Origin of the sequence: Serratia sp. PL17 (assembly GCF_017832355.1) — a bacterium.
GTDB lineage: Bacteria > Pseudomonadota > Gammaproteobacteria > Enterobacterales > Enterobacteriaceae > Serratia.
In genome coordinates, this window is the sequence record NZ_JAFIBY010000001.1 from 1,635,555 (window position 1) to 1,656,342 (window position 20,788).

18 protein-coding genes, 2 tRNA genes and 3 other RNA genes are annotated in these 20,788 nt (G+C 50.5%); 12 read left to right on the forward strand and 11 right to left on the reverse strand.

All coding sequences use genetic code 11. The features are described from left to right. Positions 1–252 precede the first annotated feature (252 nt). Positions 253–897 carry a YchE family NAAT transporter gene (locus tag JOE25_RS07840; protein WP_037425714.1) on the reverse strand — a complete coding sequence of 215 codons (645 nt, stop codon included), beginning with the start codon at positions 895–897 and terminating at the stop codon, positions 253–255. A gap of 525 nt (positions 898–1,422) precedes the next feature. On the opposite strand from JOE25_RS07840, the gene adhE reads away from it, so the two are divergent. After that, complete coding sequence (gene adhE / locus JOE25_RS07845; protein ID WP_209633882.1) at positions 1,423–4,095, forward strand: bifunctional acetaldehyde-CoA/alcohol dehydrogenase; 2,673 nt, start codon at positions 1,423–1,425, stop codon at positions 4,093–4,095. A 126-nt stretch (positions 4,096–4,221) separates the two neighbouring features. Here adhE and JOE25_RS07850 read toward each other — a convergent pair whose 3' ends face one another. Continuing rightward, a complete protein-coding gene (locus JOE25_RS07850; RefSeq protein WP_209633884.1) occupies positions 4,222–4,806 on the reverse strand; it encodes a thymidine kinase in 585 nt (194 codons plus the stop codon). Between the two features lie 699 nt (positions 4,807–5,505). Between JOE25_RS07850 and hns the strand changes: the two genes are divergently transcribed. Then, complete coding sequence (gene hns / locus JOE25_RS07855; protein ID WP_006321188.1) at positions 5,506–5,913, forward strand: histone-like nucleoid-structuring protein H-NS; 408 nt, start codon at positions 5,506–5,508, stop codon at positions 5,911–5,913. Between the two features lie 209 nt (positions 5,914–6,122). On the opposite strand, the gene JOE25_RS07860 is transcribed toward hns, so the two are convergent. From JOE25_RS07860 to rssA, 5 genes are all read right to left on the reverse strand, one after another. Next, complete coding sequence (locus JOE25_RS07860; protein ID WP_209633886.1) at positions 6,123–7,133, reverse strand: NAD-dependent epimerase; 1,011 nt, start codon at positions 7,131–7,133, stop codon at positions 6,123–6,125. A 9-nt stretch (positions 7,134–7,142) separates the two neighbouring features. Further along, positions 7,143–8,486, reverse strand: a complete 1,344-nt coding sequence (locus JOE25_RS07865) for a UDP-glucose/GDP-mannose dehydrogenase family protein (RefSeq protein ID WP_209633888.1) — start codon at positions 8,484–8,486, stop codon at positions 7,143–7,145. Between the two features lie 43 nt (positions 8,487–8,529). Further along, positions 8,530–9,447 (reverse strand): UTP--glucose-1-phosphate uridylyltransferase GalU, encoded by a 918-nt coding sequence (gene galU / locus JOE25_RS07870; protein WP_209633891.1) that lies wholly within the window; start codon positions 9,445–9,447, stop codon positions 8,530–8,532. A 199-nt stretch (positions 9,448–9,646) separates the two neighbouring features. Beyond that, positions 9,647–10,660 (reverse strand): two-component system response regulator RssB, encoded by a 1,014-nt coding sequence (rssB, locus tag JOE25_RS07875; RefSeq protein ID WP_209633893.1) that lies wholly within the window; start codon positions 10,658–10,660, stop codon positions 9,647–9,649. A gap of 105 nt (positions 10,661–10,765) precedes the next feature. Next, positions 10,766–11,671 carry a patatin-like phospholipase RssA gene (rssA, locus tag JOE25_RS07880; RefSeq protein ID WP_209633895.1) on the reverse strand — a complete coding sequence of 302 codons (906 nt, stop codon included), beginning with the start codon at positions 11,669–11,671 and terminating at the stop codon, positions 10,766–10,768. Between the two features lie 142 nt (positions 11,672–11,813). On the opposite strand from rssA, the gene JOE25_RS07885 reads away from it, so the two are divergent. From JOE25_RS07885 to JOE25_RS07930, 10 genes are all read left to right on the forward strand, one after another. Then, positions 11,814–12,278 carry a YchJ family protein gene (locus JOE25_RS07885; RefSeq protein ID WP_209633897.1) on the forward strand — a complete coding sequence of 155 codons (465 nt, stop codon included), beginning with the start codon at positions 11,814–11,816 and terminating at the stop codon, positions 12,276–12,278. Between the two features lie 125 nt (positions 12,279–12,403). After that, positions 12,404–13,252: a formyltetrahydrofolate deformylase gene (purU, locus tag JOE25_RS07890; RefSeq protein ID WP_209633899.1), complete on the forward strand. Its 849-nt coding sequence runs from the start codon at positions 12,404–12,406 to the stop codon at positions 13,250–13,252. Positions 13,253–13,410: 158 nt separating this feature from the next. Then, a tRNA-Tyr gene (locus tag JOE25_RS07895) sits at positions 13,411–13,495 on the forward strand. A gap of 195 nt (positions 13,496–13,690) precedes the next feature. Then, a tRNA-Tyr gene (locus JOE25_RS07900) sits at positions 13,691–13,775 on the forward strand. Between the two features lie 44 nt (positions 13,776–13,819). Further along, positions 13,820–13,945: non-coding RNA, RtT sRNA (locus JOE25_RS07905), on the forward strand. A 44-nt stretch (positions 13,946–13,989) separates the two neighbouring features. Then, a non-coding RNA gene (locus JOE25_RS07910) (RtT sRNA) lies at positions 13,990–14,116 on the forward strand. 44 nt (positions 14,117–14,160) lie between these two features. Then, positions 14,161–14,271: non-coding RNA, RtT sRNA (locus tag JOE25_RS07915), on the forward strand. A gap of 135 nt (positions 14,272–14,406) precedes the next feature. After that, entirely contained in the window at positions 14,407–14,979 is a 573-nt protein-coding gene (locus JOE25_RS07920; RefSeq protein WP_209633901.1) for a TIGR00730 family Rossman fold protein, read from the forward strand. A gap of 102 nt (positions 14,980–15,081) precedes the next feature. Beyond that, positions 15,082–15,888 carry an exodeoxyribonuclease III gene (gene xthA, locus JOE25_RS07925; protein ID WP_209633903.1) on the forward strand — a complete coding sequence of 269 codons (807 nt, stop codon included), beginning with the start codon at positions 15,082–15,084 and terminating at the stop codon, positions 15,886–15,888. 45 nt (positions 15,889–15,933) lie between these two features. After that, on the forward strand, positions 15,934–16,335 hold the full coding sequence (locus JOE25_RS07930) for a pyrimidine (deoxy)nucleoside triphosphate diphosphatase (protein WP_209633905.1): 402 nt from the start codon (positions 15,934–15,936) through the stop codon (positions 16,333–16,335). 18 nt (positions 16,336–16,353) lie between these two features. On the opposite strand, the gene JOE25_RS07935 is transcribed toward JOE25_RS07930, so the two are convergent. The 4 genes from JOE25_RS07935 to selD are packed head-to-tail and all read right to left on the reverse strand — an operon-like array spanning position 16,354 to position 20,730. Further along, the gene (locus JOE25_RS07935; RefSeq protein WP_209633907.1) at positions 16,354–16,647 is read right to left on the reverse strand and encodes a DUF1496 domain-containing protein; all 294 of its coding nucleotides are present in this window, start codon (positions 16,645–16,647) and stop codon (positions 16,354–16,356) included. Continuing rightward, complete coding sequence (locus JOE25_RS07940) at positions 16,644–18,569, reverse strand: DNA topoisomerase III (protein WP_209633909.1); 1,926 nt, start codon at positions 18,567–18,569, stop codon at positions 16,644–16,646. The genes JOE25_RS07935 and JOE25_RS07940 overlap by 4 nt, the downstream gene beginning before the upstream one ends. Continuing rightward, the gene (gene mnmH / locus JOE25_RS07945) at positions 18,569–19,687 is read right to left on the reverse strand and encodes a tRNA 2-selenouridine(34) synthase MnmH (protein ID WP_209633911.1); all 1,119 of its coding nucleotides are present in this window, start codon (positions 19,685–19,687) and stop codon (positions 18,569–18,571) included. Before mnmH ends, JOE25_RS07940 begins: the two co-directional genes overlap by 1 nt. Continuing rightward, entirely contained in the window at positions 19,687–20,730 is a 1,044-nt protein-coding gene (selD, locus tag JOE25_RS07950; RefSeq protein ID WP_209633913.1) for a selenide, water dikinase SelD, read from the reverse strand. Before selD ends, mnmH begins: the two co-directional genes overlap by 1 nt. Positions 20,731–20,788 lie beyond the last annotated feature (58 nt).

Genomic DNA, 20,788 nt, shown 5'->3' on the forward strand with positions numbered 1-20,788 from the left:
AATGATGTGATTAAATTAACAGCAAATTTGATGTTCAGTAGGTTAAAAAGGGGAATAATGGCGGGAGATAAAGGCTAAAAACAACGCTTAGGAGTTTTATTGAACAACAAATTGGCATTTATGCCACATTGTGGTGCAACTGAATAGAATTCATTCATATTGCGCACTATATTAATGCGAACCAATAATTGATTTTAATTTTTAAAAATAATTTGAGCCACGAATAATCCTATTCGCGGCTCACCGGTCAGATTAGAGCAGCCCCGGGAAAATGGCCTTAATACCGGTAACGATAAACTCAATCCCCAATGCCATCAGCAGCAACCCCATGATTCGGGTGATTACGTTAATGCCGGTTTGTCCCAATAAACGCACCAATAGTGGAGCAGCACGGAACAACAACCAACAGCAGAAAGCGAACAACGCAATGGCCAGAGTAAACCCCAACAGGTTTTGCCAGCTGTGGTAACGAGAGCTCCAGACAATCGTAGAACTGATAGCACCCGGCCCCGCCATCAGTGGCAATGCCAGCGGCACGACACCAATACTTTCGCGGATCGCGCTCTCTGACTTCTCCTGTTTATTCTGTTTGTCCTCACCCAGCTTCCCGCTGATCATCGACATCGCAATGGTCACCACCAAGATACCGCCGGCAATTCGGAACGAATCAATAGAGATGCCGAACATGCGCAAAATCCCTTCCCCCAAAAAGAGCGAGGTCCACAGGATAATGGCGACCGACAGGTTAGCGGTCAGATTTGTTTTATTGCGCCCTGCCGCTGCCTGGTAGCTGGTCATGCTGATAAATACCGGCAAAATGCCCACCGGGTTCACCAGCGCAAACAGGCCGACAAAAAATTTAATGAAGCCGGAAAAATCTAACAGAGATTGGCCCACAAATGACTCCGCTTTAATAGCTTTAAAAGTGACACTGCCTACGCGCGCTAATGTAATGGAATTGCCACGGGTAATCCATGGGTCTTGAGCGGGATTTTTATCTATTCATATACATAATGATAAAACAATTCACTATTGTTAAAGCAATGTACGGTTTATGATTTTTTATGTTGAGAAAAGTGCCTGACATCACAGTTATCAAGAATGATTCTCAAAAACTTACAGCTGAATGGTGTCAGCTTGCGCTTTTTATGATTTAAATCACAAAATCACTAACCAAGAGTAGTTAAGCTCTTAGTCGTAGTCAGGGAGTAGAACAGGTTAAGGAAAAAGTGGCATCTCTGTTCGGCCCGCTGTCTTCTCCTGCTGAAGCATCGGGTAAAGCTCTTTAAGCAAATCAGCAGCATGCAGCACAAAAAGGTGGAAAGCCTTTGTTTTTTAAACAGCATTTTCCATCATTCTGTCTATACTAGTGGCTCGCACGGCTGATTTACTGAAAGAGTTTAACATTATCAGGAGAGCATTATGGCTGTAACAAATGTCGCTGAACTGAACGAGCTAGTTGCACGAGTCAAAAAAGCCCAGCGCGAATATGCCAACTTCACTCAAGAGCAAGTTGATAAAATTTTCCGCGCTGCTGCCCTCGCCGCTGCCGATGCCCGTATTCCTCTGGCTAAATTGGCCGTCGAAGAGTCCGGTATGGGTATCGTTGAAGATAAAGTGATCAAGAACCACTTTGCATCAGAGTTTATCTACAACGCCTATAAAGATGAAAAAACCTGCGGCATCCTGTCAGAAGACGATACTTTCGGTACCATCACTATCGCCGAGCCTATTGGCCTGATTTGCGGTATCGTGCCAACCACCAACCCGACTTCTACGGCCATTTTCAAAGCATTAATCAGCCTGAAAACCCGTAACGGCATTATCTTCTCCCCACACCCACGTGCGAAAAACGCGACCAATAAGGCCGCCGATATCGTGCTGCAGGCAGCGATTGCCGCCGGGGCACCAAAAGACATCGTAGGCTGGATCGACCAACCTACCGTTGAACTGTCCAATCAATTGATGCACCACCCTGACATCAATCTGATCCTCGCAACCGGTGGTCCAGGCATGGTGAAAGCCGCCTACAGCTCCGGCAAACCGGCAATCGGCGTTGGCGCAGGTAACACCCCGGTAGTGGTTGACGAAACCGCAGATATTAAGCGCGTCGTTGCCTCAATTCTGATGTCTAAAACCTTCGACAGCGGTGTGATTTGCGCCTCTGAACAATCTGTCATCGTGGTTGACTCCATCTATGATGCCGTGCGCGAACGTTTCGCTACCCACGGTGGCTACATGCTGCAGGGTAAAGAACTGAAAGCCGTACAGGACATCATCCTGAAAAACGGTGGCTTAAACGCAGCTATCGTTGGTCAGTCCGCACCGAAAATCGCTGAAATGGCCGGCATTAAAGTGCCAGCAAGCACCAAGGTGCTGATCGGTGAAGTGAAACTGGTTGATGAAACCGAGCCTTTCGCTCACGAAAAACTGTCCCCTACACTGGCTATGTATCGTGCCAAAGACTTCGCGGACGCTGTCAGCAAAGCGGAGAAACTGGTCGCGATGGGCGGCATTGGCCACACATCTTGTCTGTACACCGACCAGGATAACCAGCCGGAACGCGTTGCCTTCTTCGGCGACAAGATGAAAACCGCGCGTATCCTGATCAACACCCCTGCCTCTCAGGGGGGTATCGGTGACCTGTACAACTTTAAACTCGCTCCGTCTCTGACGTTGGGCTGCGGTTCCTGGGGCGGTAACTCCATCTCTGAAAACGTCGGTCCAAAACACCTGATCAACAAGAAAACTGTAGCGAAGCGAGCAGAAAACATGTTGTGGCATAAACTTCCGAAATCAATCTACTTCCGCCGTGGCTCATTGCCTATCGCGCTGGAAGAAGTAGCGACCGACGGGGCAAAACGCGCCTTCATTGTGACCGACCGCTACCTGTTCAATAACGGCTATGCTGACCAGATCACCTCGGTTCTGAAGTCACACGGTATTGAAACAGAAGTGTTCTTTGAAGTTGAAGCAGACCCAACGCTGTCCATCGTGCGTAAAGGCGCTGAACAGATGAACTCCTTCAAACCAGACGTGATTATCGCGCTGGGTGGCGGTTCACCGATGGATGCGGCGAAGATCATGTGGGTATTGTACGAACATCCTGAAACCCATTTCGAAGACCTGGCGCTGCGCTTTATGGATATCCGTAAGCGCATCTACAAGTTCCCGAAAATGGGCGTCAAAGCAAAAATGATTGCCGTGACGACAACTTCAGGTACCGGTTCAGAAGTCACGCCGTTTGCGGTAGTGACCGACGACGTAACTGGCCAGAAATACCCACTGGCTGACTACGCACTGACGCCAGACATGGCCATCGTTGATGCTAATCTGGTGATGAACATGCCAAAATCCCTGTGCGCCTTTGGCGGCCTGGATGCGGTGACCCACGCACTGGAAGCGTATGTTTCAGTACTGGCGAACGAATACTCAGACGGCCAAGCGCTGCAAGCGTTGAAATTGCTGAAAGAATATCTGCCAGCCAGCTACAAAGAAGGTGCCAAGAATCCGATTGCCCGTGAGCGTGTGCACAATGCCGCAACGATTGCCGGTATCGCCTTCGCTAACGCCTTCCTGGGGGTGTGCCACTCAATGGCCCACAAACTGGGCTCTGAGTTCCATATCCCACATGGCTTGGCTAATGCCATGCTGATCTCCAACGTTATTCGCTACAACGCGAATGACAATCCAACCAAGCAAACGGCGTTCAGCCAGTACGACCGCCCTCAAGCGCGTCGTCGTTACGCTGAAATCGCCGACCACCTCGGCTTGAGTGCACCGGGCGACCGTACCGCACAGAAAATCGAGAAGCTGCTGACCTGGCTGGACGAGATCAAAGCTGAACTGGGTATCCCGGCGTCAATTCGTGAAGCCGGTGTCACAGAAGCTGATTTCTTGGCTAAGGTCGACAAACTGTCTGAAGATGCCTTTGACGACCAATGTACCGGTGCCAACCCGCGCTACCCGCTGATTGCCGAGTTGAAGCAAATCATGCTGGATACCTTCTACGGCCGTAAGTTCAGTGAAGCGGTTGATGAAGAAGTTTTGGCAGCACCGGTTGCGGCTAAAGCAGAAAAAAAGACCAAGAAATAACGGTTAATTAAACCAACAAAAAACCGCCGAAAGGCGGTTTTTTTTTATCTTGCGTTGCACCTCAAACTGCCAGGTAACTACCCCCACGCTAAAACGCTGCCAGAGGTACCCTACAGCACCCACATTTTACTCTAGTGCCTGTAGTGCTTCCTTGTAATGCTTACGGCAAACGGAGACGTAGCTCTCGTTACCGCCTATCACTACCTGCTCGCCAGCATGCATCGCCTGCCCACTTTCATCCAGCCGCAGTACCATGTTCGCCTTGCGCCCACAGTGGCAGATGGTTTTCAATTCCACCAGCTTATCCGCCCAGGCCAGCAAATATTGACTGCCGATGAACAACTTACCCAGGAAGTCGGTACGCAAGCCGTAACACAGAACCGGAATATCCAGTTGGTCAACAACATCACATAGCTGCTCGACCTGTTCCTTCGTCAAGAACTGGCTTTCATCCAACAAGACGCAGTGTACGGGTTGCTGCTGATGCTCCTGCGCGATCATCGCATAAAGCATCGACTCATTATTATAGAGCTGTGCCTGGGATGACAGCCCGATCCGCGAGCTCACCTTGCCAACACCGAAGCGGTGGTCTATTTCGGCAGTAAACACCAGTGTACGCATACCACGTTCTTGATAATTATATGAAGATTGCAACAACGCGGTAGATTTCCCTGCGTTCATAGCAGAGTAATAAAAATAAAGTTGAGCCATGGGCCCGTAACTCCAATGGTATAAGAAATATTCAGACGTTGATTCAGAAGCCAAGTGTACCATAACCTGCTGGCCTGCTCACGCCTCCGACTTAATCAATAACCAGGCAAACGAATACCAAACTTTCAAATGAAACATTCCATTCTGCACCACTGCGCTTTTACATCTATTTACAGGACGATCCCTGTCTGTCATCACATTTAATTACTGCTAATGATTAGCATCAGGCATTAATCGTCTGTCAGTGAAGAGAACCCCCCAGCATGACGCCGGGTTGGTAAAGGATTAAATCTATTAACGCCCGCAGACAGCGCTTCGGCGTATTTAATGGCATAAAAAAGCCAGCAGCACAGTTCTTGACGTTATCTTTACTCTTATACCCCCATTGTTTACAGTGTTTGCATACTAAAGCACGTGATTTAACCCACAAAACTCATCGTAATATTGATATAAAACACAATTATAACTTAGTCCTGAATGCCTTTCTGGTGCGGTAATCATACCGCCACTGTTGAAAATTTGACTTAAAAATTGAGCTTGTAATACTTATGTCTTCTCCCTATATTTGCCAGAGAGTTCTGATTACGCCTTTTTAAAAGATGAATTTGAGCGTTCCTTTCAATTTGTCTATTGCAGAAAAGAAAAGAGCACTCTATTATTATCCAGACGCCCCCACCAATATAATTTGAGACTAGGACAATGAGCGAAGCATTAAAGATTTTGAACAACATCCGTACTCTACGCGCACAGGCAAGAGAATGCAGCCTGGAAACGCTGGAAGAGATGCTTGAAAAACTGGAAGTTGTTGTGAACGAACGTCGCGAAGAAGACAGCCAGGCTCAAGCAGAAGTTGAAGAACGCACCCGTAAACTGCAGCAATATCGTGAAATGCTGATTGCTGACGGTATTGACCCAAATGAACTGCTGCAAACTATGGCTGCAACTAAAGCAGCAGGTAAAGCTAAACGTGCAGCACGTCCGGCTAAATATCAATATAAAGACGAAAACGGCGAACTGAAAACCTGGACCGGCCAGGGCCGTACCCCAGCAGTGATTAAGAAAGCTATCGAAGAGCAAGGTAAATCCCTGGACGATTTCCTGCTGTAATAGCGTTCCGCTGCATGTTAAAAAGGCTCCCCAGGGAGCCTTTTTGTTATGCTTAAAACGCCTGGAAAGGCAGCTTATACAAACCCGGTTTTACACAATAATCTGAAGCAGGCCATCTCAATCATTCACCTCCCAAATTGCCACCCTGCCTTTCCTCAAGCATAAAAAAAGGGGCCTAAGCCCCTTATAGCATTTTACGCGCTGTTCAATTACTGAACTTTATAAAATGACTTATACCATTCAACAAAGCGTTTCACGCCTTCTTCAACACCCGTTTCCGGCTTAAACCCTATCACACGATAGAGCTCCGCAGTATCAGCACTGGTATCGAGTACATCGCCAGGTTGCATTGGCAACATATTTTTGCGTGCTTCCATCCCTAATGCCTGCTCCAGTGCCTTGATATATTCCATCAGCTTCACGGGCGTGCTATTGCCGATATTATAGACCTGATACGGAGCAGAACTGGTCGCCGGCGAGCCCTGTTCAACTGTCCAAGCTGGATTTGATTGAGGAATAACCGCCTGCAACCGGACAATAGCCTCGGAGATATCGTCAATGTAGGTAAAGTCACGGTGCATCTCACCGTGGTTATATACATCGATACTTTCGCCAGCCAATATAGCTTTAGTGAATTTGAACAGCGCCATATCCGGGCGCCCCCACGGGCCATATACGGTAAAGAAACGCAGCCCAGTGGTAGGCAGACCATATAAGTGGGAATAGCTGTGTGACATCAGCTCATTGGCTTTTTTAGTCGCCGCGTACAATGAGATTGGATGATCGACAGAGTCTTCCGTAGCAAATGGCAACTTGCGATTCAGGCCATATACCGAACTGGAAGAAGCATATAACAAATGCTCGACTTTATTGTGGCGACACCCTTCCAATACGTTTAAATGACCGATGAGATTCGTATCCGCATACGCTAACGGATTTTCCAGCGAATAACGCACCCCGGCTTGTGCCCCCAGGTGAATCACTCGCTGAAATTTATGCTCTGCAAACAGCTTTGCCATGCCTTCTCGATCGGCTAAATCCAGCTTGATAAACTGGAAGGCAGGCTTGTCCGCAAGCAGATCTAGACGGGCCATTTTCAGACCCACATCGTAATAATCATTCAGGTTGTCGATACCGACAACCTGATGCCCAGCGGCCAACAAGCGCTCAGCAGCGTGATAACCAATAAATCCTGCCGCACCTGTAACCAGGAATTTCATATATGTCCCTTAAATAACCGGCTGAATGGATGCACCGCGACCGATCGCATAATAGGTAAAGCCACGGTTTTCCAAACGTTCCGGATCAAACAGATTTCGACCATCAAAGATCACCGGTTGCTTCAGCGTGTTTTTAATTATGTCGAAGTCTGGCGCACGGAAATTCTGCCATTCGGTGCAGATAACCAGCGCGTCAGCACCGTGCAACGCCGCTTCTTTGGTGCCTACCAGCTTCAGGTCATCACGCTGACCGTAAATGCGCTGTACTTCGTTCATCGCTTCAGGATCGTAGGCCTGGACGGTAGCACCGGCCTCCCACAGTTGCTCCATCAGAACGCGGCTGGAGGCTTCACGCATATCGTCAGTATTTGGCTTGAATGCCAAACCCCACAGCGCAAAAGTTTTGCCTTTCAAGTCTTCACCAAAGTGATGCTTGATAAACTTGGTCAGCTTATATTTCTGTTGGTAGTTAACCTGCTCTACAGCCTGCAACAGTTTTGGCTGGTAACCGATATGCTCGGCCGTGCGAATCAGTGCCTGGACGTCTTTCGGGAAACATGAACCGCCGTAGCCGCACCCTGGATAGATAAAGTGGTAGCCGATACGGGAATCAGAACCGATACCCTGGCGTACTTTTTCAATATCCGCACCCAACATTTCAGCCAGGTTAGACATTTCATTCATAAAGCTGATTTTGGTAGCCAGCATGCAGTTGGCCGCGTATTTGGTCAGTTCAGCACTGCGAATATCCATCATAATCATGCGATCGTGATTACGGTTAAACGGCTCATACAGCTCGCGAATAGGTTCGATCACATCCATGTTATCTGTACCAATCACGATACGTTCAGGACGCATGCAATCCGCAACTGCCGCACCTTCTTTCAAAAACTCTGGATTGGAAACCACGTCGAAAGCTACGGAGCTACCGCGCTTCTGCAACGTTTCTTGCATAACCTGGCGGACTTTATCGGCGGTACCTACCGGCACGGTAGATTTATCGATCACCACTTTGTGCTCGGTCATGTGTTCCGCAATGGTACGCGCTACAGCCGTCACATATTTCAAATCAGCCGAACCGTCTTCGTCCGGCGGTGTACCTACAGCAATGAACTGAATGCTGCCATGTGCAACACCGGCTTTCGCATCGGTGGTGAACTGCAAACGACCGGCTTCATAGTTTTGTTGCACCAACGGCGTCAGGCCAGGTTCAAAAATAGGGATATTCCCTTTCTTCAGGTTTTCGACTTTACGTTCGTCAATATCAATACACATAACGTCATGGCCAACTTCAGCCAGCACCGCTGCCTGTACCAGACCAACATAGCCAATACCAAAAACTGTTACTTTCATGGGAAAATCCTAGTTTTTCAAATTAAGATGAAAGATAAATAAATTATTTCTTATCAGCGGCCAGCAATTGACTCAACCACTGAGAAAATTCTTGTCCCAGCCCAGCATGACGCATGCCATACTCAACAAAGGCCTTCATATAGCCCAGTTTGTTACCGCAATCATGGCTAATCCCTTTTAGGTGATAAGCCTCTACCGTTTCTTGCTGCATCAGCATTTCGATACTGTCGGTAAGCTGGATTTCACCACCGGCGCCCGGCGGTGTTTTTGACAGTAGCGGCCAGATATCAGCGGAAAGCACATAGCGGCCAACGATGGCCAAGTTAGAAGGGGCTTCTTCCGGCGAAGGTTTTTCGACAACGCTGACCATCGGCGCACTTTCGCCTGGTTGCAGTTCATACCCTTTACAATCAGCCACGCCGTAATTACCCACGTCTTTATGGGGCACGGGCTCGACCATAATTTGGCTGACGCCGGTTTGTTCAAACCGCTCTAACATTTCGTGCAAATTATCTTTTTTCAGGTCAGCACTGTACTCATCGAGGATCACATCCGGCAAAATCACGGCGACCGGCTCGTCGCCCACCAGTGGATAAGCACACATAATCGCGTGCCCCAACCCTTTTGCTACCCCTTGACGTACCTGCATCACAGTAACGCCCTTCGGGCAAATAGACTGCACTTCGTCCAGCAACTGACGTTTAACACGTTTTTCCAGCATCGCTTCGAGTTCGAAACTCGTGTCAAAATGGTTTTCGATCGAATTCTTGGAGGAATGGGTAACCAACACAATCTCGTTTATCCCAGCCGCAATACATTCATTGACAACGTATTGGATCAAGGGTTTGTCAACCAGCGGCAGCATTTCTTTTGGAATGGCTTTTGTCGCTGGCAACATCCGTGTTCCCAAGCCTGCAACCGGGATCACAGCCTTTCTGACTTTACGATTTACAGCAGGCATTATTTCCTCTCTTAATGTTGCTCATTTTATGAGCTTTTTCGCCATATGAAAAACCTTCGGAGTATACCAGCTTATGAGTGTCTGGCATTAACCGCAGCACAAATAGAAAAAATTTAAGACAATTACCCAACCTATGGCCTGAGGAAGAAATAGGCACATCGAATATTTGTATTTCAAATAATAATTTTAAAGGATCACGCTATTCGGTACTGAGCATCAACCGCAGCCTACCGCCAGCGCCCCAAACCTGACACTGCCAGGCTGCACAGTGTTGGCTGATTTGATTCATGTAGGTCGCACCCAGCGTGCCAAGCGGGACACCATTGTTCAGTTGAATTTGATTATCACCGGTATTAACACTTGCATGAAGCCCCGCTGAGACCAAAATCAGGTTTTTATATTCGGTGTGATAATAGCCGACCAACAATGGGAATTGCCCTTCCAGCTTGCCTTGACGTAATAATTGATTAACTTGCTTTAACAATGCGGTCATTTGCGGCAGCCGATGACGCTGATTAGCTAAATGGTCCTGTAACAAACCATTAAATAAAGCACGTAATAGCAACGCCGCTAATACGCCGTTATCTCCTGCACGAGTGACATCCAAACAATAGAACGCCAGATCTTTATCCGACAGTGCTGCTATATCCAACACCAAACCCGGGTTCTCACCGGTCGTTAATTGCCGGTAATTAATCCGGCAATGAGCAATGGTCTGTTGCACCGGAGGCTGCAGCTGTTTGAGCAACTTTACGGCTTCAGACGGATTTTTACTCAATGCATCCCAGTCCTGAAGCAGTTCCACCTCTTCGATAGCCTGGGAGGTAAACATATTGGGGTACAGGCAACCCAACACCGACTCGCGCAGGCGGTTGAGATCGGTCACGGGTTTTAACAGTACGTCCTGTACCCCCAAACGCAATACCTTGGCGATATCCGCCATTTTATCGGTGGCCGATATCACCAGCACCGGAATTTGCACGCCTTGTAGACGGAGATGCTCAACAAACTCTATCCCGCCCATTTCCGGCATCGCCAGATCGCACAAAATCAAGTCGGGCTTAACGTCATCCACAGCACTCAGCGCTTGCAAACCATTGGTCGCCTCACTGGTTTCTGCGCCCAACGACGTCAAGTAGCCAACAAGCACAGAACGAAAAACCAGTTCGTCCTCAACGACTAAAATGCGCTTGTGAGTCAATGGTAATGCCATCAGCCGAGCCTCTTCCCTTTCCATAGTGTAATAGTGGCTCAAAAAGGCCATTTCTGCTTGTCGGAAATGGTCTCTATCGCAGACCACCTCCGCAATATCTGATAATTATTTGTTTTTTATTAACGGTAAAAGTGCATCAATCTGTTTTTCAACGGCTAATTTACCCGCTGCAATCGCTTCTTCGGCACGATGGAAATCCAACGTCGAGATTTGCGGACAATAAGGTTGGATCAATACATCTGGCGGGTCACCCGCCATACGATTACGTTTCAGTCGATTTTCCAAGACCTGGATCGACGTCCCCATGATTTCCATCGCCGTCGGCGTAAAATTGGGCTTTCTGGTCGTCATTTTGCTGATACGGTCTCTTAAACGCCCCCGCCAATTTTCCGTGGGGATATCGCCTGACGTTTCCGCGTCATGATGGCGTACAGAGAATAAATCCTGCTGCATCAGATGCGCATCATGTTGCAAGTCAACGGCAATAACGAGATCGGCTCCCAGGGCTCGTGTTAATGAGATAGGCACAGGATTCACTACCGCACCATCCACCAGCCAATAACCATCAAACCACACCGGTGCCAACAAGCCGGGCATGCTGCACGAGGCACGCACTGCCTGATGAATATCTCCTTCGGTCAACCACAACTCCCGTCCCGTACTGAGATTCGTCGTTACTGCACCGAACTTTAGCGAACACTCGGCGATATCGTTGATTTCTAATAATTGCCCCACCGCATTGAACACCCGCTCGCCGCGTAATAGACCGCCCCGCCGCCAGGAAAGATCCATCAAGCGGATCACATCCCAATAGCTAAAAGAACGAACCCAGGCCTCCATGGCCGGTAAACGGTGGCTGGCAAAAGCGGCACCGACCAGTGCACCGACTGAGCAGCCGGCTACTATATCGACTTCAACCCCCAATTTCTTTAGCGCGTTGATCACGCCGATATGCGCCCACCCTTTAGCGGAACCTGCACCCAATGCCAGTCCAATCTTAATTTTCCGCATCTTTCCGCCTCTTGCCCGGTGAATTGTATCAACTCTGCTGCCAGCGTAGATTGTCACGATCGAATATTGTTAGGTAACATAGACGCTAAATACCTTTCAGCATCGGCCCGTTCTTATCGTTCCGGCCATTTTAGGAGTCAACTTGCCAGAATTATGCCCCTGCGGCGGCGGACTGGAGTATAGCGCATGCTGCGAACCCTACATCAATGGCACACAAACACCACTGACCCCCGGTAAGTTGATGCGTTCACGCTTTAGCGCTTATGTGAAGCACAACGTCGATTACTTAATTGCGACCTGGCATCCCGACTGCCATGCCGCTGAATGGCGTAATGCAATCGTTGATAGCTTCAAGAACACCCAATGGCTTGGCCTGACGGTGGTAGAAGAAAAACAGGGCCATGAGAGCGATGAAGGTTTTGTCGAGTTTATTGCCCGCTTCATTGATAGCAACACCGGCGAACACAAGGCAATGCACGAACGTTCGCGCTTTCTTCAGCTTGAACAACGCTGGTACTATATTGATGGTACCAAACCCCAGCCGGGCAGAAATGCGATTTGCCCCTGTGGTTCAGGTAAAAAATATAAAAAGTGCTGCGGCCGTTAGCTGGCAGTTACTGAGACCCATAGATTTCAGACCGCTGCCATTTGGCAACAGTGTGAAAATGAAGATTATAAAAATGCTCGCCTGCGCAGACAGGACGTTCAGTATCAGACAGGATCCTCATCGCCATGCCACATCAAAATGTCCAAAGAAAAGTTTTGCGTACCATTTGTCCGGATGCCAAAGGCCTGATCGCCAAGATCACCAACATCTGTTACAAGCATGAACTCAACATTATTCAGAACAATGAGTTTGTTGATCACCGTACCGGTCGTTTCTTTATGCGTACCGAGTTGGAAGGTATTTTCAACGATACGACGCTTCTGGCAGATCTCGACGGTGCACTGCCGACGGGTTCTGTTCGTGAACTGCATAACTCCGGCCGTCGTCGCATCGTGGTTCTCGTGACCAAAGAAGCGCATTGCCTGGGCGATCTGCTGATGAAGAGCGCTTACGGCGGCCTGGATGTAGAGATTGCCGCGGTTATCGGCAACCATGATACGTTGCAAACGCTGGTTGAACGCTTCGATATTCCGTTCCACCTGGTCAGCCATGAAGGCCTGACGCGCGATCAGCACGATCAGAAAATGATGGCCCAGATTGACCAATACCAGCCAGACTACGTGGTACTGGCCAAGTATATGCGCGTGCTGACGCCAGCATTTGTGCAGCACTACCCGAACCAGGTGATCAATATCCACCATTCGTTCCTGCCAGCCTTTATTGGGGCAAGGCCTTATCATCAGGCTTACGAGCGTGGCGTGAAAATTATCGGTGCCACCGCGCACTACGTTAACGATAACCTGGACGAAGGCCCAATCATCATGCAGGACGTAATTCATGTCGATCATACCTATTCTGCTGACGACATGATGCGCGCGGGGCGTGATGTAGAGAAAAATGCGCTCAGCCGCGCGCTGTATCACGTGCTGGCGCAGCGCGTATTTGTCTACGGGAACCGGACAGTCATTCTGTAATTGCTCAATAAAGCGGTGCCTTTCGTTCAGGGATGCACCGCCACGGGCAAAAAATCGGCAAACGATACATTTTCTGCATTTCAATACTTTACACGCCCGCTTCATTTGATATGATGCGCCCCGCTTACCGAGACAGATGTTTCGCAAGCAAGGCCAGTGGTGGGGTTCCCGAGCGGCCAAAGGGAGCAGACTGTAAATCTGCCGTCACAGACTTCGAAGGTTCGAATCCTTCCCCCACCACCATCTTCTCTCTGTTGATGAGAGCACAGCGCAAGCTGAAGCTGCATAAAACATGGAGGGAGAGGATGAGAAGCTTCGACAAGGTTCGAGCCGAGCGCAGAAAGATAACGCGTTTCAGCGAGGTAATCCTTCAGACGAAGCGCCACAGGAATCTAGCCGATTTTCTGTTAGACAAACAAGTACAACCATGAATACCATGGTGGGGTTCCCGAGCGGCCAAAGGGAGCAGACTGTAAATCTGCCGTCACAGACTTCGAAGGTTCGAATCCTTCCCCCACCACCATCCTTATTTATTCCCCAGAATCAAATCAAACCTGAAAGCATCCATATCGCTCCTTACGGGGAAGGTGAGAAGCTTCGACAAGGTTCGAGTCTCACAACGTGAGACAACGCGCTTTAGCGCGGCCCGCAGGGCGAGGAGTGTAACGACGAGTCATCCTTCCCCCACCACCATCCTTGTTTATTCCCCAGAATCAAATCAAACCTGGAAGCATCCATATCGCTCCTTACGGGGAGGGATGAGAAGCTTCGACAAGGTTCGAGTCTCACAACGTGAGACAACGCGCTTCAGCGCGGCCCGCAGGGTGAGTCGCTCTGCGACGAATAATCCTTCCCCCACCACCATCCTTATCTATACCCCAGAATCAAATCAAACCTGAAAGCACCCCTATCACTCCTTACGGGGAGGGATGAGAAGCTTCGACAAGGTTCGAGTCTCACGCAGTGAGACAACGCGCTTTAGCGCGGCCTGAAGGGATGAGAAGCTTCCCGTATTACAGCGTAAATATCCTCCTTTGGCCTCTCAGATTTAGCATTTATCAATTCCCTTAACCATTCAGCACATCCTCAACTTGAACTCCAGCTAACAATTCGCTATACCACTGACTTCTTTAATGCAGTAAGGAAAGAAGTGCATGCGTAACAATATCTGCGTTTTTTGTGGTGCCAGTGAAGGTGTCAACCCCGCTTATGCCGATAGCGCACGGCAATTGGGCCAAACACTTGCCGCTCAGGGCCGACGCTTAATCTATGGCGGCGGTAAGAAAGGACTAATGGGCATTGTGGCTGATGCCGTGCTTGCCGCCGGTGGCGAGGCAATTGGCATCATTCCTGAACGATTGGTAGAAGCGGAAACGGCGCACCGGGGCCTGACTGAGCTGGAAGTCGTGCCCGACATGCACACGCGTAAGGCTCGCATGGCCGCCCTGGCAGACGGTTTTATCGCATTGCCCGGTGGCATAGGCACGTTGGAAGAGCTGTTTGAAATCTGGACCTGGGGGCAGATCGGTTACCACAGCAAACCGGTTGGCCTGCTGGATGTTAAGGGTTTTTATCGCCCGCTAAACGGGTTCTTGCAACATGTCGCCGATCAGGGCTTTATGCGCCATGATTACCTCGGCACCATGCACATCAGTGAGTCTGCGCACACCTTGCTGCAGCAGTTCGACGATTACCAGCCAAAGACTTACGATCGCTGGGCGAAATAGCACAGCATGCAGCTGGCGGCCATAGCCGCTGGCCTGCGTTACATTTCTGGCCAAACTCTGCTACTATCTCAACACATTTTTCTCGTAAAAACGGCATCGCTCATGAAGTTTGTCTCTTTTAATATCAATGGACTGCGTGCGCGTCCGCACCAACTGGCCGCCATCATCGAACAGCACCAACCTGACGTGATTGGCCTGCAAGAAACAAAAGTTCACGATGACATGTTCCCACTGGAAGACGTCAGCCAGTATGGTTATCACGTGTTCTATCACGGCCAGAAAGGCCACTACGGTGTAGCGCTGTTGACCAAAGAAAAACCGCTTGCCGTACGTCGTGGTTTCCCGACCGATGAAGAAGACGCGCAGCGCCGAATCATTATGGCCGATCTGGCGACGCCGCAAGGCACGCTGACGGTGATCAATGGTTACTTCCCTCAGGGTGAAAGCCGCGACCACCCTATCAAATTCCCCGCCAAGACACGCTTCTATCAGGACTTGCAAAACTACCTGGAACAGCAAATGTCGGTGGACTCACCGGTACTGGTGATGGGTGACGTGAATATCAGCCCAAGTGATTATGATATTGGCATCGGCGAAGAAAGCCGCAAACGCTGGCTGCGCACCGGTAAGTGTTCCTTCTTGCCGGAAGAGCGTGAATGGATGGATCGCCTGCTGAATTGGGGTCTGGTAGATACCTACAGACACGCAAACCCAGGGCGTAACGATGAGTTTTCGTGGTTCGACTACCGCTCACGGGGTTTCGATGAAAACCGAGGTCTGCGTATCGATCTGCTGTTAGCGAGCACACCATTGGCTGCTCGCTGCACCGCAACCGGGATCGATTATCAGATCCGCGGAATGGAGAAACCCTCGGATCACGCCCCGGTCTGGGCGGAATTCTCGCTGTAATGAATCCAACCCCGGCCATTGCCGGGGTTTCGCTATGTGATAAAGATGAAAATAATCGATGTCGTCGCTGCCATCATTGAAAAGAATGGCAAAATTTTACTGGCACAGCGTGATGCCAACAGCGATCAGGCCGGCCTGTGGGAATTTCCAGGCGGCAAAGTTGAACAAGGTGAAAGCCAACCACAAGCATTAGCGCGTGAACTGGACGAAGAGTTGGGGATTGTGGCCAGCGTCGGCAACTACGTAGCCAGCAATCAATGGCAACAGGACGAACGAGTGATTACGTTGCATGCCTGGCGTATTGCGGCATTCAGTGGCGAATTACAAAACCGTTGCCATTCCGACTTTGTGTGGTTAACGCCGGAGCAGGCATTTGACTATCCCCTGGCTCCGGCCGACGTGCCGTTACTTACCGCGTATATAGCTGCACTCGCCTCAGAGGCCTGAGCCACTAAGGTTACCGCGTCACTTTTTCAAACGCACCCAGATCAGGGGATTGGTGCCAACCACGTTGGGATCACGAATGCACTGTAGCGCTTCTCCTTCCACCTTGAGAATCGCCCCTTCCGAATAGTTTTGATTCTGATAAATGCAACAACGGCTGCAGGGTTGCGCAGCCGGTTGAGCCGCGGCGCTCTTCGCCGTGCCCCAGATTTCCGGTGATACCGGCACAACAACATCCACATCACCACGATGGGCCGTCGCTGCGGCAGAAAATAGCAGTATGCCCGTCGCCAGCATCACTAACCTGTGATTCATTCACTTTTCTCCCGCGCCTTACCAGCGCTTTTTTTACGTTTCTTCGCCCCGGAGGAAGGTGACGGCGGCAACCCGCGAAACGCCATACTCGCCCGGCTCTGCTTGGCCTGATAAATCAGATCCTGCAAAGTACCTACCAGAGGTTGCATAAAGTCCTGATAGCGACAGGATTTCTCACTGATTTGCGTCAGTGTCGCCTCCCAATTAGCCGTCATATCGGGGCGGGCGGCAATATCCGGTAACGAATGGATCAAGGCTCGACCCGTTTCGCTAGAATGAATATAACGCCCCTTCTTATACAAAAACGCACGCTTGAACAGTAACTCAATGATTCCCGCACGCGTGGCCTCGGTTCCTAAACCATCGGTCGCTCGCAGGATTTTCTTTAGCGCTTTATCCTGAACAAAGCGCGCAATACCCGTCATGGCGGAAAGCAGGCTGGCGTCGGTGAACGGCCTTGGTGGCTGGGTCTGACGCTCAACCACCTCACCGCGTTCACACAAGAGTTCGTCATCTTTCGCCACCACCGGCAATGGTGCGCCTTCGTTTTCTTCATCACGCTCTTTACTGCCCAACAGGGTCCGCCACCCGGCCTCTGCCAGAAAACGGGCTTTGGCAATAAACTTGCCCCCAGCGATATCCAGCTCAATCACGCACTTGCGGAACATGGCGTCCGGGCAGAATTGCATCAAATATTGACGCGCAACCAACCCATAAACATTCATTTCATCCTGACTGAGATTCACTTTACTGGCACGAGCGGTAGGAATAATGGCATGGTGCGCATCCACCTTCTTGTCGTCCCAACAACGGTTACGGCGATCGCTGTCGATCACCGGCTGTGGGTAAAGATCGGGTTGATGAACGCTGATGGCATTTAAGACCGAATGACGTCCGGCGAAATGCTCTTCCGGGAGATAACGACAATCGGAACGTGGGTAGGTGATCAACTTATGGGTTTCATACAAACGCTGACACACATCCAGCACCTGCTGGGCGCTCAGGTTAAAGCGCTTGGAGGCTTCAATCTGTAAGGTCGACAGAGAAAATGGCAACGGCGCAGTATCTGATTCCCGTTTATCATTATAGGACGTAACCAGCGCCGGCTGGCCTTCAATACGTTTGAGCACGTGCTCTGCCAATGGCCGGTGCAGCAAGCGCCCCTCTTCATCCTGATAAGGCTCACAGGATTCACTGGGTTGCCAGAGAGCGACAAAGCGCTCCTCTTTTGGCGTCACTATGTGCGCTTTAACTTCGAAGAAGTCTTTCGACACAAAGTTTTCAATCTCTTCATCACGCCGTACCACTAGCCCCAGTACCGGCGTTTGCACGCGGCCAACAGACAACACGCCATCATAACCGGCATTGCGTCCCAGAATAGTGTAGGCACGGGTCATATTGATGCCATACAGCCAATCAGCACGCGAGCGAGCCAATGCGGAAACGCATAGAGGGATAAAGTCGCGGTTATCACGCAGCCGTTCAATCGCGCGCTCTACCGCTTGCGGGTTGAGATCGTTAATCAGGCAACGGCGGACACTTTGACGTTTTTCCGGCGTCAGTGACAAATAGTCCAGCACTTCGTCCACCAGCAATTGGCCCTCGCGATCGGGGTCACCAGCATGCACGACTTCATCGGCGTCCTGTAACAGCTTTTTAATGGCATTAAGCTGTTTGCTCACCGAAGGCCGTGGCTGCAATTGCCACTTCTCAGGAATAATCGGCAGATCCGCCAGCGACCAACGCGCATAACGGCTGTCATAGGCATCCGGTTGCGCTTGTTCTAATAAATGGCCCACGCACCAGGTGACCACATCGTTGTTACCGCAAGCGATAAATCCATCGCCACGGCGATGTGGCTTAGGAAGAACGTCGGCAATGGCGCGCGCCAAACTCGGTTTTTCGGCAATAAACAGTCGCATTATTCACCGTTATTCTGGCTGTACGTCATCAGGAAATCTCTTACTTCAGCATAATTCCCGCGGAACACAATTCGTTGGGATTTTTTTTCCAATTGATAGTGATACATCGGATCGTAGTAGTGCTGCAACAGAGACACCAGCCACTCCTGATGCCCGTCACTATTCCCGCTGGCATGCTGGCACTGTAATGCCCATTCCAGGCGCTGTGTCAGCAGTTGGAAACGTTCCATTCCCAAGCGGCGGCGAATGGCAAACAGACCGTGATGCAGATACTCACCGTATTTCTGCCAACCCAGCTCTGGGCCATAAGCCTGTTCAAATTCGAGGCGCATACGGTCAATGTATTCGTGCTGCAACCGTGCCAATCGCACGTCAAAGGGATCGTCTATCACCGCCACTGGGGCTTGCTGCATGCGGTTGAAGATGGGTAATGGCACATTATTGCTGCCAATAATACGCCCTTCATCTTCCAGCACCCAACGGCGGCAGCCACCATGCTGTTTTTTCAGCAACAACACAGCCAGACGATTCTCAAAATCAATCTGAGCGCTTTGATCCACGAGCGTTCGGCCAAAAGATGAACCGCGGTGATGAGCAGCCCCTTCCAGATCGACCCCATCGGCCAGTTCATTGATTAACTGCGTTTTACCGCTGCCGGTATTGCCGCCGATTAACACCATCGGTAATTCGGCGCTCTGTTCCAACGTGGTGAGCAAGAAATGCCGCAATGCTTTGTAGCCACCGATAATGCGTGGGTAGTCAACACCGACCTCACGCAGCCACTGCTGCACCAACTGTGAACGCAAACCGCCCCGGAAACAGTAAATATATCCTTCTGGCCGTTGAGCGCATTGTGCTACCCATGCTGCTGTCCGTTGCTCACGTAGCCTGCCGTTAACCAGGCGGTAGCCCAATGCAATAGCAGCCTGCTGCCCCTGCTGCTTGTAACAGGTGCCAACCGCCTGCCGTTCTTCATCGTTCATTAGCGGCAGATTGATTGCATTGGCGAACGCGCCCTGCTGAAACTCAACGGGCGCGCGCACATCTATCAGCGGGATATCGTGTAAAAAAATACGGCGATAGTCTTGGGTATCCACCCGCACTGGCGTTACGGACACTACACGACCTCTATCAACGGCTTAGCCGGCACTGCCGCATGCAGTTCACCAATTGCCTGGAGTTGAATGCCATGACGTTCGGCAATGGCCAACACCTGCTGTTCTGCCTCGGGCAGCACAGCCAATAACAAACCACCAGAGGTTTGCGGATCGCACAGTAGCTGTCGTTGCAAATCGGTCATTTCACCGACCAGATGGCCGTAACTGTCAAAGTTACGCCCCGTGCCCCCCGGCACGCACCCTTCGGCAATATAATGCTCGATATCCGGCAACTTCGGCACGTGATCAAACCATACCGTCGCCTGCAGGCCAGAGCCCTGGCAAACCTCGCTCAGGTGGCCCAGCAGGCCGAAACCGGTGACATCCGTCATCGCCGTCACACCCTCAACGTCGGCAAAATCCGCGCCGGGTTTGTTCAACTGGCACATCACTTCGGTTGCCAAACCTGCATGTTCAGGACGCAGTTTGCTTTTCTTCTCGGCCGTGGTCAGCACGCCAATGCCCAGCGGCTTGGTCAGGAATAGTTTGGATCCCGCTTGAGCGGCACTGTTTTTTTTCACCCGTTCAGTATTCACTATACCGGTGACCGCCAGGCCAAAAATGGGCTCAGGGGCATCAATAGAATGGCCGCCAGCCAGCGCAATACCCGCCTGTTGGCAAGCATAACGCCCACCGTCGATCACCTGTTGTGCCACTTCCGGCGGCAGCGTAGCAATCGGCCAGCCAAGAATAGCAATCGCCATGATGGGTTTACCGCCCATAGCATAGACGTCGCTGATCGCATTCGTCGCGGCGATACGGCCAAAATCAAACGGGCTATCGACGATTGGCATAAAAAAGTCGGTGGTGCTGATAATGCCGACACCGTTACCAATGTCATACACCGCTGCATCGTCACGAGTTTCATTGCCAACCAACAAACTCGGATCGACAAATTTCTCCCGCTCACTGTGCAGAATAGTTTCGAGAACTTTCGGTGAGATTTTACAACCACAGCCAGCGCCATGGCTGTACTGGGTTAAACGGATCGCTGGCGATGACATATACCACTCCCTTCGGTTAACGGCATTCAAGATATCATAGGGTAGCGCTTGCCGACGG